Annotated in this window: 6 protein-coding genes and 3 rRNA genes; 2 read left to right on the top strand and 7 right to left on the bottom strand. The window is 65.1% G+C overall.

Annotated elements, in window-relative coordinates; all coding sequences use genetic code 11:
* Positions 1 to 10: 10 nt before the first annotated feature.
* A complete protein-coding gene (locus tag PZB77_RS19710) occupies positions 11 to 1,324 on the top strand; it encodes a DUF58 domain-containing protein (protein ID WP_275493932.1) in 1,314 nt (437 codons plus the stop codon).
* Between the two features lie 159 nt (positions 1,325 to 1,483).
* On the opposite strand, the gene rrf is transcribed toward PZB77_RS19710, so the two are convergent.
* From rrf to PZB77_RS19690, 4 genes are all read right to left on the bottom strand, one after another.
* A 5S ribosomal RNA gene (rrf, locus tag PZB77_RS19705) occupies positions 1,484 to 1,600 on the bottom strand.
* Positions 1,601 to 1,674: 74 nt separating this feature from the next.
* Positions 1,675 to 4,799, bottom strand: a 23S ribosomal RNA gene (locus PZB77_RS19700).
* Positions 4,800 to 5,096: 297 nt separating this feature from the next.
* Positions 5,097 to 6,622, bottom strand: a 16S ribosomal RNA gene (locus tag PZB77_RS19695).
* Together the 16S, 23S and 5S rRNA genes form the textbook arrangement of a ribosomal RNA operon.
* A gap of 710 nt (positions 6,623 to 7,332) precedes the next feature.
* Positions 7,333 to 8,340, bottom strand: coding sequence for a stage II sporulation protein M (locus PZB77_RS19690; protein WP_275493931.1), 1,008 nt, complete (start codon positions 8,338 to 8,340; stop codon positions 7,333 to 7,335).
* A gap of 116 nt (positions 8,341 to 8,456) precedes the next feature.
* Between PZB77_RS19690 and PZB77_RS19685 the strand changes: the two genes are divergently transcribed.
* Positions 8,457 to 9,443, top strand: coding sequence for an RDD family protein (locus tag PZB77_RS19685; RefSeq protein WP_275493930.1), 987 nt, complete (start codon positions 8,457 to 8,459; stop codon positions 9,441 to 9,443).
* Between the two features lie 134 nt (positions 9,444 to 9,577).
* On the opposite strand, the gene PZB77_RS19680 is transcribed toward PZB77_RS19685, so the two are convergent.
* The 3 genes from PZB77_RS19680 to PZB77_RS19670 all read right to left on the bottom strand — a co-directional run bounded on the left by PZB77_RS19680 (position 9,578) and on the right by PZB77_RS19670 (position 13,112).
* Positions 9,578 to 10,219 (bottom strand): hypothetical protein, encoded by a 642-nt coding sequence (locus tag PZB77_RS19680; protein WP_275493929.1) that lies wholly within the window; start codon positions 10,217 to 10,219, stop codon positions 9,578 to 9,580.
* 144 nt (positions 10,220 to 10,363) lie between these two features.
* Entirely contained in the window at positions 10,364 to 11,821 is a 1,458-nt protein-coding gene (gene ahcY / locus PZB77_RS19675) for an adenosylhomocysteinase (RefSeq protein WP_275493928.1), read from the bottom strand.
* A 247-nt stretch (positions 11,822 to 12,068) separates the two neighbouring features.
* A complete protein-coding gene (locus tag PZB77_RS19670; protein WP_275493926.1) occupies positions 12,069 to 13,112 on the bottom strand; it encodes a cation diffusion facilitator family transporter in 1,044 nt (347 codons plus the stop codon).
* Between the last annotated feature and the right edge of the window lie 76 nt (positions 13,113 to 13,188).

Genomic DNA, 13,188 nt, shown 5'->3' with positions numbered 1-13,188 from the left:
GGCGGTGACCATGGCCCTCACCGGTAGAGCCGCTCTGCTGGCCGCAGCGGGGTCACTCCCCGTAGGTATCCTGGCCCCCAGCTGGGTCGGCATGCTCGCTGTCAATGCCCCCCTCTCACTGGCCATTCTGTGCGACTACGCCCTGGCAGCACCAGTGCGAAGCCTTGTTTTCACCCGATCCGGTGATACATCCGTTCGACTTGGCGACAGTGCTTCGGTGCTACTCACCGTCACCAATCCTGCCCGGCGGCGTCTGCGCGGCGAACTCCGTGACGCCTGGTCCCCGAGCGCTCGGGCCGTCGCCGCCGGGACCGGCGATTCCCGCCACTCGGTCTCCGTCCCGCCCGGCGAGGCACGGCGGCTCCTCACGCTGCTGCGCCCGACCCGCCGGGGAGATCGCGTCCCCGATCGGGTGACGGTCAGGTCCCGGGGACCTCTGGGCCTGGTGACCCGTCAGGGGCATCACCGGGTTCCCTGGGCCGTGCGGGTGCTCCCGCCGTTCGCGAGCCGCAAACACCTGCCCTCGCGGGTGGCCCGGCTCCGCGAGCTCGACGGGCGTACGAGCGCGCTCAGCCGTGGTGAGGGCACCGAGTTCGACAGCCTCCGTCCTTACGTACCGGGTGACGACACCCGGTCCATCGACTGGCGGGCCACCGCGCGCCAGTCGGCGGTGGCCGTCCGTACGTGGCGGCCCGAGCGGGACCGGCACATTCTGGTCGTCCTCGACACGGGGCGTACGTCGGCCGGCCGGGTCGGGGACGTGCCGCGGCTCGACGCCGCGATGGACGCCGCCCTGCTGCTCACCGCCCTGGCCGCACGGGCAGGTGACCGGGTCGACCTGCTCGCCTACGACCGGCGCGTACGGGCCCGGGTACGGGGCCGTACGGCACCGGGTGAGGTGCTGGCGCGGGTGGTGGACGCGATGGCGACGCTGGAGCCCCAGCTGGTCGAGACGGACATGCGGGGGATGAGCACGGCCGCCCTGGCCGCCGCTCCGCAGCGGTCGTTGATCGTGTTGCTGACGACGCTCGACAAGGCCCCCGCGGAGGAGGGCTTGCTCCCGGTCCTTCCGCAGTTGACGCGGCGCCACACCGTGATCGTCGCTGCCGTGGCGGACCCCCGGGTGGAGGAGATGGCCCGTACGCGGGGCGACGTGGACGCGGTCTACCAGGCGGCCGTCGGTGCCGGGGCACAGGCGGAACGGACTCGCACCGGGGAACGGCTCCAGCGCCACGGGGCCGTCGTGGTCGACGCGTTGCCGGAGACTCTGGCGCCCGCCCTCGCCGATGCCTATCTGGCGCTCAAGGCGGCCGGCCGGCTCTGACCGCGGTGCGACTGTTTCTGTTCTCCGGGCGGCGGTCGTCGGGAGAACGGAAACAGTCCGGCCGTATCGCGAACGGTCCGACCGCATCGCGCCGCCGATGCGGCCCCGGAACGCAGAAAACCCCCGTGCCCAAAGGCACGGGGGTCTCCCGGAAAAATTGTTCGGCGGCGTCCTACTCTCCCACAGGGTCCCCCCTGCAGTACCATCGGCGCTGAAAGGCTTAGCTTCCGGGTTCGGAATGTAACCGGGCGTTTCCCTAACGCAATGACCACCGAAACACTATGAAATCAACCAACCGGAAAAACACAGCGGATTGTTATTTCAGAACAACACAGTGGACGCGAGCAACTGAGGACAAGCCCTCGGCCTATTAGTACCAGTCAGCTCCACCCGTTACCGGGCTTCCACATCTGGCCTATCAACCCAGTCGTCTACTGGGAGCCTTAACCCCTCAAAGGGGGTGGGAATACTCATCTCGAAGCAGGCTTCCCGCTTAGATGCTTTCAGCGGTTATCCTTTCCGAACGTAGCCAACCAGCCATGCCCTTGGCAGGACAACTGGCACACCAGAGGTTCGTCCGTCCCGGTCCTCTCGTACTAGGGACAGCCCTTCTCAATATTCCTACGCGCACAGCGGATAGGGACCGAACTGTCTCACGACGTTCTAAACCCAGCTCGCGTACCGCTTTAATGGGCGAACAGCCCAACCCTTGGGACCGACTCCAGCCCCAGGATGCGACGAGCCGACATCGAGGTGCCAAACCATCCCGTCGATATGGACTCTTGGGGAAGATCAGCCTGTTATCCCCGGGGTACCTTTTATCCGTTGAGCGACAGCGCTTCCACAAGCCACTGCCGGATCACTAGTCCCGACTTTCGTCCCTGCTCGACCCGTCGGTCTCACAGTCAAGCTCCCTTGTGCACTTACACTCAACACCTGATTACCAACCAGGCTGAGGGAACCTTTGGGCGCCTCCGTTACTCTTTAGGAGGCAACCGCCCCAGTTAAACTACCCATCAGACACTGTCCCTGATCCGGATCACGGACCGAAGTTAGACATCCAGCACGACCAGAGTGGTATTTCAACGGCGACTCCACAACCACTGGCGTGGCCGCTTCAAAGTCTCCCACCTATCCTACACAAGCCGAACCGAACACCAATATCAAACTGTAGTAAAGGTCCCGGGGTCTTTCCGTCCTGCTGCGCGAAACGAGCATCTTTACTCGTAGTGCAATTTCACCGGGCCTATGGTTGAGACAGTCGAGAAGTCGTTACGCCATTCGTGCAGGTCGGAACTTACCCGACAAGGAATTTCGCTACCTTAGGATGGTTATAGTTACCACCGCCGTTTACTGGCGCTTAAGTTCTCAGCTTCGCCGACCCGAAAGTCAGCTAACCGGTCCCCTTAACGTTCCAGCACCGGGCAGGCGTCAGTCCGTATACATCGCCTTACGGCTTCGCACGGACCTGTGTTTTTAGTAAACAGTCGCTTCTCGCTGGTCTCTGCGGCCACCCCCAGCTCATGGAGTAAATCCAATCACCAGTGATGGCCCCCCTTCTCCCGAAGTTACGGGGGCATTTTGCCGAGTTCCTTAACCATAGTTCACCCGAACGCCTCGGTATTCTCTACCTGACCACCTGAGTCGGTTTAGGGTACGGGCCGCCATGAAACTCGCTAGAGGCTTTTCTCGACAGCATAGGATCATCCACTTCGCCACAATCGGCTCGGCATCAGGTCTCAGCCTCATGTGTGACGGATTTGCCTACCACACGGCCTACACCCTTACCCCGGGACAACCACCGCCCGGGCTGGACTACCTTCCTGCGTCACCCCATCGCTTACCTACTACAAGTCTGGTTCATCGGCTCCACCACTACCCTCAACTCCGAAGAGATCGGGCCGGCTTCACGGACTTAGCATCGCCTGATTCAGTACTGGGCGTTTCAAAGCGGGTACCGGAATATCAACCGGTTGTCCATCGACTACGCCTGTCGGCCTCGCCTTAGGTCCCGACTTACCCTGGGCAGATCAGCTTGACCCAGGAACCCTTAGTCAATCGGCGCACACGTTTCTCACGTGTGTATCGCTACTCATGCCTGCATTCTCACTCGTGAACCGTCCACAACTCGCTTCCGCGGCTGCTTCACCCGGCACACGACGCTCCCCTACCCATCCACACAGGCGTTGGCCCTATATGTGTGAATGACACGACTTCGGCGGTACGCTTGAGCCCCGCTACATTGTCGGCGCGGAATCACTTGACCAGTGAGCTATTACGCACTCTTTCAAGGGTGGCTGCTTCTAAGCCAACCTCCTGGTTGTCTCTGCGACTCCACATCCTTTCCCACTTAGCGTACGCTTAGGGGCCTTAGTCGATGCTCTGGGCTGTTTCCCTCTCGACCATGGAGCTTATCCCCCACAGTCTCACTGCCGCGCTCTCACTTACCGGCATTCGGAGTTTGGCTAAGGTCAGTAACCCGTTGGGGCCCATCGCCTATCCAGTGCTCTACCTCCGGCAAGAAACACACGACGCTGCACCTAAATGCATTTCGGGGAGAACCAGCTATCACGGAGTTTGATTGGCCTTTCACCCCTAACCACAGGTCATCCCCCAGGTTTTCAACCCTGGTGGGTTCGGTCCTCCACGAAGTCTTACCTCCGCTTCAACCTGCCCATGGCTAGATCACTCCGCTTCGGGTCTAGAGCGTGCAACTCAATCGCCCTGTTCGGACTCGCTTTCGCTACGGCTTCCCCACACGGGTTAACCTCGCTACACACCGCTAACTCGCAGGCTCATTCTTCAAAAGGCACGCAGTCACGACTGCATGTGCAAGCACATACAGCGACGCTCCCACGGCTTGTAGGCACACGGTTTCAGGTACTATTTCACTCCGCTCCCGCGGTACTTTTCACCATTCCCTCACGGTACTATCCGCTATCGGTCACCAGGGAATATTTAGGCTTAGCGGGTGGTCCCGCCAGATTCACACGGGATTTCTCGGGCCCCGTGCTACTTGGGTGTCTCTCAAACGAGCCGTTGATGTTTCAGCTACGGGGGTCTTACCCTCTACGCCGGACCTTTCGCATGTCCTTCGCCTACATCAACGGTTTCTGACTCGTCTCACAGTCGGCAGACTATGAAAGAGAGATCCCACAACCCCGCATGCGCAACCCCTGCCGGGTATCACACACATACGGTTTGGCCTGTTCCAGTTTCGCTCGCCACTACTCCCGGAATCACGGTTGTTTTCTCTTCCTGAGGGTACTGAGATGTTTCACTTCCCCTCGTTCCCTCCACACTGCCTATGTGTTCAGCAGTGGGTGACAGCCCATGACGACTGCCGGGTTTCCCCATTCGGAAACCCCCGGATCAAAGCTAGGTTGACAGCTCCCCGGGGACTATCGTGGCCTCCCACGTCCTTCATCGGTTCCTGGTGCCAAGGCATCCACCGTGCGCCCTTAAAAACTTGGCCACAGATGCTCGCGTCCACTGTGCAGTTCTCAAACAACAACCAGCCACCCGTCACACACCACTACGTGATGCTTTACCGGGACCGGACTGAAGGCAGCCTTACGGCCGTACCCTCAGATACCCAACAACGTGCCCGACACAATCGATCCATCATTACTTTCCACGCCGAAGCAGTACTCGCAACAACCAACCAACCGTGCCGAATAGTCAACGTTCCACCCATGAGCAACCAGCACCGAACATTCGCCGGTGTACTGGCCTCTGACCCAGCCGAAACCGGGTAAGAAATGCTCCTTAGAAAGGAGGTGATCCAGCCGCACCTTCCGGTACGGCTACCTTGTTACGACTTCGTCCCAATCGCCAGTCCCACCTTCGACAGCTCCCTCCCACAAGGGGTTGGGCCACCGGCTTCGGGTGTTACCGACTTTCGTGACGTGACGGGCGGTGTGTACAAGGCCCGGGAACGTATTCACCGCAGCAATGCTGATCTGCGATTACTAGCAACTCCGACTTCATGGGGTCGAGTTGCAGACCCCAATCCGAACTGAGACCGGCTTTTTGAGATTCGCTCCGCCTCGCGGCATCGCAGCTCATTGTACCGGCCATTGTAGCACGTGTGCAGCCCAAGACATAAGGGGCATGATGACTTGACGTCGTCCCCACCTTCCTCCGAGTTGACCCCGGCAGTCTCCTGTGAGTCCCCATCACCCCGAAGGGCATGCTGGCAACACAGAACAAGGGTTGCGCTCGTTGCGGGACTTAACCCAACATCTCACGACACGAGCTGACGACAGCCATGCACCACCTGTATACCGACCACAAGGGGGGCACCATCTCTGATGCTTTCCGGTATATGTCAAGCCTTGGTAAGGTTCTTCGCGTTGCGTCGAATTAAGCCACATGCTCCGCTGCTTGTGCGGGCCCCCGTCAATTCCTTTGAGTTTTAGCCTTGCGGCCGTACTCCCCAGGCGGGGAACTTAATGCGTTAGCTGCGGCACCGACGACGTGGAATGTCGCCAACACCTAGTTCCCAACGTTTACGGCGTGGACTACCAGGGTATCTAATCCTGTTCGCTCCCCACGCTTTCGCTCCTCAGCGTCAGTAATGGCCCAGAGATCCGCCTTCGCCACCGGTGTTCCTCCTGATATCTGCGCATTTCACCGCTACACCAGGAATTCCGATCTCCCCTACCACACTCTAGCTAGCCCGTATCGAATGCAGACCCGGGGTTAAGCCCCGGGCTTTCACATCCGACGTGACAAGCCGCCTACGAGCTCTTTACGCCCAATAATTCCGGACAACGCTTGCGCCCTACGTATTACCGCGGCTGCTGGCACGTAGTTAGCCGGCGCTTCTTCTGCAGGTACCGTCACTTTCGCTTCTTCCCTGCTGAAAGAGGTTTACAACCCGAAGGCCGTCATCCCTCACGCGGCGTCGCTGCATCAGGCTTTCGCCCATTGTGCAATATTCCCCACTGCTGCCTCCCGTAGGAGTCTGGGCCGTGTCTCAGTCCCAGTGTGGCCGGTCGCCCTCTCAGGCCGGCTACCCGTCGTCGCCTTGGTAGGCCATTACCCCACCAACAAGCTGATAGGCCGCGGGCTCATCCTTCACCGCCGGAGCTTTTAACCCCGTCCCATGCGGGACAGAGTGTTATCCGGTATTAGACCCCGTTTCCAGGGCTTGTCCCAGAGTGAAGGGCAGATTGCCCACGTGTTACTCACCCGTTCGCCACTAATCCACCCCGAAAGGCTTCATCGTTCGACTTGCATGTGTTAAGCACGCCGCCAGCGTTCGTCCTGAGCCAGGATCAAACTCTCCGTGAATGTTTTCCCGTAATCGGGATCACAACACGAGAGCGGAACGACCAGGTCGGAATATGACCGGTCGTTCACAGCGTCCTCGCTGTTGTTGCCCACCGGACCGTTAAGTGCCGGCAGGACTTTTCAAAGGAACCACCAACCTGCCGAAGCAGGCCGGGGTATCAACATATCTGGCGTTGACTTTTGGCACGCTGTTGAGTTCTCAAGGAACGGACGCTTCCTTCGGTCCCGTTTCACCGGGGCCCTCCGGGCGCTTCCCTTCGTTCTTGCGTTTCCGACTCTATCAGACGCTTTCGTGTCTGTTTCCCGGTCGAAGCGGGAGGAACATTCTCGCTTTCCAGTTCTTCGCTTTCGCGTTTCCCTTTCCGGCGAGTCCAACCGTACCAGACTCTTTCATCCGTTCCGTTTCCGGTCCGAACTGAATTCCGGCGGCCAATTGGAAAGCCTTTGCCTTTCGGCTGATTCCGACAATATCAGAGGAGTAGGGGCCGAATGAACGACCCGAATCTCTGAGCAGGGAATCAAGTGGCTCCGCGGAAATCGACATTCCCTGCAAGAGCGAGATACAGATTATTCGCTGGGATCGAACCTGTCCAGTCCGATGCAACTAGTCAAATCTACCTCCCCACAGCCGCCGTGTCAACGGGTTTTGTGGGCGAAGAGGAGACTAGCAGCTCCGCGAGGCGTGACGCACATCCGCCGCGGTGTGGCGGTCACGCGGCGGTCGGCAGGGCGGCTCCCCGCTCGGTCGCGTCGAGGTCACCCGTGACGCCGGCCCGGACAGCGCGGCCGCCGAGGACCCGTACGTACAGGAGGAAGGCGGCCTCGGCGGCGACGCCGATGGTGATCCGCGCCCAGGTGGGGAGGGACGAGGGCGTCACGAAGCCCTCGATGACCCCCGACACGAACAGGACCAGGGCGAGACCGATCGCCATGCCGATCGCCGCCCTGCCTTCTTCCGCGAGTGCGGCGCGGCGGGTTCGGAGTCCCGGGTCGACGACGGTCCAGCCGAGCTTGAGTCCCGTGCCGGCGGCCACGAAGACAGCGGTGAGTTCGAGGAGGCCGTGCGGCAGGATCAGGCCGAGGAAGGTGTCCAGTCGGCCCGCGGACGACATCAGCCCGATGCCGATCCCAAGGTTGAGCACGTTGGTGAAGAGGATCCAGATCACCGGCAGGCCGAGGAACGCGCCGAGGACCAGGCACATGGCGGCGGCCTGCGCGTTGTTCGTCCACACCTGGGCGGCGAAGGAGGCCGCGGGGTGGCTGGAGTAGTAGGTCTCGTACTCCCCGCCGGGCCGGGTCATCGCCCGCAGGTCCTCCGGGGCGCCCAGGGAGGCCTGTATCTCCGGGTGCGCGCCGATCCACCACCCGATGAGCGCGGCGAGAAGGGTGGAGAGGACCGCTGTGGGAACCCACCAGTGGCGCGAGCGGTAGACCGCGGCGGGGAATCCGGTGGTGAGGAAGCGCGTCGCGTCACGCCAGGACGCCTTGCGGGTGCCGGTCACGGCGGAGCGGGCCCGGGCCACGAGCTGGGTGAGCCGCCCCTCCGTGCGCGGGTCGCGGGCCTGTGACCGGACCAGGGAGAGGTGCGTGGCCGTCCGTTGGTAGAGCGCGACGAGTTCGTCGGCTTCGGCGCCCGTGAGACGGCGTCCTCGCTTCAGCAGAAGGTCCAGGCGGTCCCATTCCGCGCGGTGGGCGGTGACGAAGACGTCGAGGTCCATGGTGGTGACTGCTCCAGACGAGGGAGTACGGATCCCAGCAACGGCGGCGCGCCGACGATCAGCTTGGCAGACTGTCGCACGGCGGGGCAGGGGTGTGGGACGAAGGGTGGGGGACGATGAGTGAACATGTGACCGGGGACGCGGTGGTCCTGGAGCTGAGACCCGCGCGGCTGCCGAGCAGAGCGCTGGCCGTGGCCATCGACACGGTGCTGCTCTGGGTCGTCTTCTTCGTGCTCACGCTCGTGCTGACGCTGTCCACCGTGATGCTCGACGAGGCGGCCCGCGCGGCCGTGGCCGTGGCGTCCTTCCTCCTCGTGCTGGTGGGCGGCCCCGTCGCGGTCGAGACCCTGAGCCGTGGCCGTTCGCTGGGGAAGCTCGCGTGCGGACTGCGGGTGGTGCGCGAGGACGGGGGGCCCATCCGGTTCCGGCACGCCTTGGTGCGCGGCGCGATGGGTGTCGTCGAGCTCCTGTTGACCTTCGGTGTCGTTGCCGCGATCAGCTCTCTGGTCTCCGCCCGGGGCCGTCGGCTCGGGGACGTCTTCGCCGGCACGCTCGTCGTGCGGGAACGGGTCCCGGCCGACCGTTCCCGGGCCATGCCGCCGCTTCCGCCGTGGCTCGCCGGCCGCTTCACGCAGCTGGACCTGTCCGCGGTGCCGGACGAGTTCTGGTTCGCCGCCCGCCAGTACCTCTCCCGCCTCCATCAGCTCGATCCCGACGTACGGCAGGCGCTCGGTACACAGCTCGCCGGTGAGCTGGTGGCCAGGACGGCGGTCTCCCCGCCGGAAGAAGTGCCTCCCGCCGCCTATCTCGCCGCCGTGCTGCACGAACGGCGGGAACGGGAGGCGCGGAGGATGCGGGCGGCCCCGTACGCGGTCGGTCCGGCGGGCGACGGCGGGCTCTCCGCGCCGGCGCCCGCCGGCCCGGGGCCGACGGGCGGCCCGACGGCCGGACGTGGCGTACCCACCGTTCCTCCCGGCCGTCCCTCCGCCGGTGCCGTCGTGGGTGCTCCCGGCCGGGGTGCCGGCGCAACCGGGTTGCCGATCGACCCGGAGAAGGCCCCGGACGCCCCGGCCCCCCGGACGGGGTTCGCGCCGCCGGCCTGAACCCCGCCGGCCTGAACCCCGCCGACCTGAACCCCGCAGGCGTGAACGGCGGCGGCTCGCCCGGAACCGGCCCGCACGGCTCCCGCCGACGGAGAACCCGCCCGCACCGCACCCGTCGCGCACCGCCGCGTGGGCTACTCGTCCAGGTGGTCCTGGCGCGGTGCGGGCCGGGGGGAGGGCGGGGACTCGAGGTCTTCGAGCTCGATCCCGGGGGCGGCGAGGACCACGTCACCGGCGAGGTGCACGGTATGGCGCTCCCCCGTGGCCAAGTCGCCGACCTGGTAGGTGTCGACCGTCAGGGGGCCGTTGTCAGTGGGGTGCGTTTCACTGTCCACCAGGGCCCAGGACTGATCGGCGGTCAGGGGCGCGAGGACCGGATCCGTGAAGGTGACCAGACGGACGCGGGTCGCGGGGGAATCGGGGGTGAGACGCAGGAGTCGCGTGACGGCGACGAGGAAGGCGGGCGAGGTGCCGGAGAAGGCGTGGGCGCGGACGTTGCCCTCGGTGGCGTCGGTGCCGGTGGGGTCGGTCCTGACCCAGGTGACGCCTTCGAGGGCGGCGGCGCGGATCTGCCAGCCGCCCGCGTGGAGTTCGAGACGGATGGGCCGGCCGAGTTCGTCGAGCGCGAGGTCGGCGGAGCCGATGTCGTCGCCGGAGGGAGCGGTCCTCCGGCCGACGTAACGCCAGCCGGAAGGGCCGGGGGCGCAGTGGAAGTGCTCTTCACCGAGGGGGGTGCGATCGTGCGGATCGTGGAGCGAATAACGGCCGCGGGGCATGGGGTCCTTCGGGCTGCGCGGGCGGGATACGGGGCAGGCCCCCGCCACGGGGGTGCGGGGGCCTGCACTCGTACCTGCTGCTGAGACTCTTCCGGTCGCCGGCGGCCCGGTCCCGCGCGGGGGGTGGGCCGCCGGCGGGTGGGATCAGTAGCGGTAGTGGTCGGACTTGTACGGGCCGTCGACCTCGACGCCGATGTAGGCGGCCTGCTCCGGGCGGAGGGTGGTGAGCCTGACGCCCAGGGCGGCCAGGTGGAGGCGGGCGACCTTCTCGTCGAGGTGCTTCGGGAGCACGTAGACGTCGGTCGGGTACTCCTCCGGCTTCGTGAACAGCTCGATCTGGGCCAGGGTCTGGTCCGCGAAGGAGTTGGACATGACGAAGGAGGGGTGACCGGTCGCGTTGCCGAGGTTCAGCAGGCGGCCCTCGGAGAGCACGATGAGGACCTTGCCGTCGGGGAAGGTCCAGGTGTGGACCTGCGGCTTGACCTCGTCCTTGACGATGCCGTCGATCTTGGCCAGGCCGGCCATGTCGATCTCGTTGTCGAAGTGGCCGATGTTGCCGACGATCGCCTGGTGCTTCATCCGGGCCATGTCGGACGCCATGATGATGTCCTTGTTGCCCGTCGTGGTGACGAAGATGTCGGCCTGCTCGACGACGTCGTCCAGGGTCGCGACCTGGTAGCCGTCCATGGCCGCCTGGAGCGCGCAGATCGGGTCGATCTCGGTGATGATCACGCGGGCGCCCTGGCCGCGCAGCGACTCGGCGCACCCCTTGCCCACGTCGCCGTAACCGCAGACGACGGCGGTCTTGCCGCCGATGAGGACGTCGGTGGCGCGGTTGATGCCGTCGATCAGCGAGTGGCGGCAGCCGTACTTGTTGTCGAACTTCGACTTGGTGACGGCGTCGTTGACGTTGATGGCCGGGAACAGCAGGGTGCCGTCGCGGTGCATCTCGTACAGGCGGTGGACGCCCGTGGTCGTCTCCTCGGTGACGCCGCGGATCTCGGACGCCAGCTGGGTCCACTTCTGCGGGGACTCGCCGAGGGTGCGGTTGAGGAGCGTGAGGATGTGGGCGTACTCCTCGCTGTCCGCGGTGGACGGGTCCGGGGCCGCGCCGGCCTTCTCGAACTCGACGCCCTTGTGGACCAGGAGGGTGGCGTCACCGCCGTCGTCCAGAATCATGTTCGGGCCGCCGGTGGGGGTGTTCGGCCACGTCAGGGCCTGCTCGGTGCACCACCAGTACTCCTCCAGGGTCTCGCCCTTCCAGGCGAAGACCGGGACGCCGGCGGGGGCCTCGGGGGTACCGGTCGGGCCGACGGCGATGGCGGCGGCCGCGTGGTCCTGGGTGGAGAAGATGTTGCAGGAGGCCCAGCGGACCTCGGCGCCGAGGGCGACGAGGGTCTCGATGAGCACGGCGGTCTGCACGGTCATGTGCAGCGAGCCGGTGACGCGCGCGCCGGCCAGCGGCTGCGCGGCCGCGTACTCCTTGCGGATCGACATCAGGCCGGGCATCTCGTGCTCGGCGAGGGTGATCTCCTTGCGGCCGAACACCGCGAGGGAAAGGTCGGCGACCTTGAAGTCCTGGTTCTGGGCGACCGTCGTCATGGCGGGTCTGCTCCTCGTAAGGGTCGAGGGTGGGCGGGCTGGCTGTGCGGCGCCGGGCATACGAATGCCCGAGGCTCGCGGCTCAGTCCGTCGGAGGCCCTCTCTCCCTCGGCCGGTCCGCTCGCGCGGGCCGATCGACCGCCATCAGCAGCGACGTCTGGTACGCGTACGAATCTACACCGAACGGCCGTGAGCGCACCGGCCCACGGGGGTCGGTGCGCTCACGGGACGGCCGGATTGGCTGGTTCTAGTGGGTCGGGCCGGAGGGCTCGCCGCCGTCCGGAAGCCGCTCGGCGTCCGAGGGCCGCTCGCCGTCCGCAGGGTGCTCGGCATCGGCCGCCAGCGGGGACCGGCCGGGGTTGGTGCCCGCCGACGCGGCGTCCGCGCTGTAGATGTCCGGCTCCAGGTAGATGACGCGGGCGATCGGCACGGCCGCGCGGATGCGGGTCTCGGCGGCGTTGATCGCGTTGGCGACCTCGGTCGCGGTGTCGTCGTGCTGGACCGCGATCTTGGCGGCGACGAGGAGCTCCTCGGGGCCGAGGTGGAGGGTGCGCATGTGGATGATGCCCGTGACGGTGTCGCCGTCGACGACGGCGGCCTTGATCCGCTCCAGCTGCTCGGGGCCGGCCGACTCGCCCAGGAGCAGCGACTTGGTCTCGGCGGCCAGCACGATCGCGATGACGATGAGCAGAATGCCGATGCAGAGGGTGCCGATGCCGTCCCAGACACCGTCGTCGGTGGCGAGCGAGATGCCGACACCCCCGAGGGCCAGGATGAGACCGATGAGCGCGCCGAAGTCCTCCAGCAGGACGACGGGGAGCTCGGGCGCCTTGGCGCGGCGGATGAAGTCGGTCCAGCTCATGGTGCCGCGGGTCTGGTTCGACTCGTGGATCGCCGTACGGAAGGAGAAGCCCTCGGCGATGATCGCGAAGACCAGCACGCCGACCGGCCAGTACCAGGCCTCGATGGGGTGCGGGTGCTTGATCTTCTCGTAGCCCTCGTAGACGGCGAACATGCCACCGACGGAGAAGAGGACGATGGAGACGAGGAAGGCGTAGATGTACCTCTCGCGCCCGTAGCCGAAGGGGTGCTCGGGGGTGGCCTGGCGTTTCGCCTTCTTGCCGCCGAGCAGCAGGAGTCCCTGGTTGCCGGAGTCGGCGAGCGAGTGGACGCTCTCCGCGAGCATCGACGACGAGCCACTGAAGAGGAACGCCACGAATTTGGCCACCGCGATGGCCAGGTTGGCGGAGAGTGCCGCCACGATCGCCTTGGTTCCGCCTGACGCGCTCATGGGTGCCTGGTGTCCCTTCCTCAGTGCTGCAAACGCGGATCGGTGCCGCGAACGGTGATCGGTGCCGCGCACGCGC

It is taken from the genome of Streptomyces sp. AM 2-1-1 (genome assembly GCF_029167645.1).
GTDB lineage: Bacteria > Actinomycetota > Actinomycetes > Streptomycetales > Streptomycetaceae > Streptomyces.
This window is presented reverse-complemented; position numbering and strand designations above follow the sequence as displayed.

Excerpts from the sequence above, each read along its gene's own strand:
- PZB77_RS19710 (WP_275493932.1), top strand. The coding sequence starts at position 11 with ATGGCCCTCACCGGTAGAGCCGCTCTGCTGGCCGCAGCGGGGTCACTC.
- PZB77_RS19690 (WP_275493931.1), bottom strand. The coding sequence starts at position 8,340 with ATGGACCTCGACGTCTTCGTCACCGCCCACCGCGCGGAATGGGACCGC.
- PZB77_RS19685 (WP_275493930.1), top strand. The coding sequence starts at position 8,457 with ATGAGTGAACATGTGACCGGGGACGCGGTGGTCCTGGAGCTGAGACCC.
- PZB77_RS19680 (WP_275493929.1), bottom strand. The coding sequence starts at position 10,219 with ATGCCCCGCGGCCGTTATTCGCTCCACGATCCGCACGATCGCACCCCC.
- ahcY (WP_275493928.1), bottom strand. The coding sequence starts at position 11,821 with ATGACGACGGTCGCCCAGAACCAGGACTTCAAGGTCGCCGACCTTTCC.
- PZB77_RS19670 (WP_275493926.1), bottom strand. The coding sequence starts at position 13,112 with ATGAGCGCGTCAGGCGGAACCAAGGCGATCGTGGCGGCACTCTCCGCC.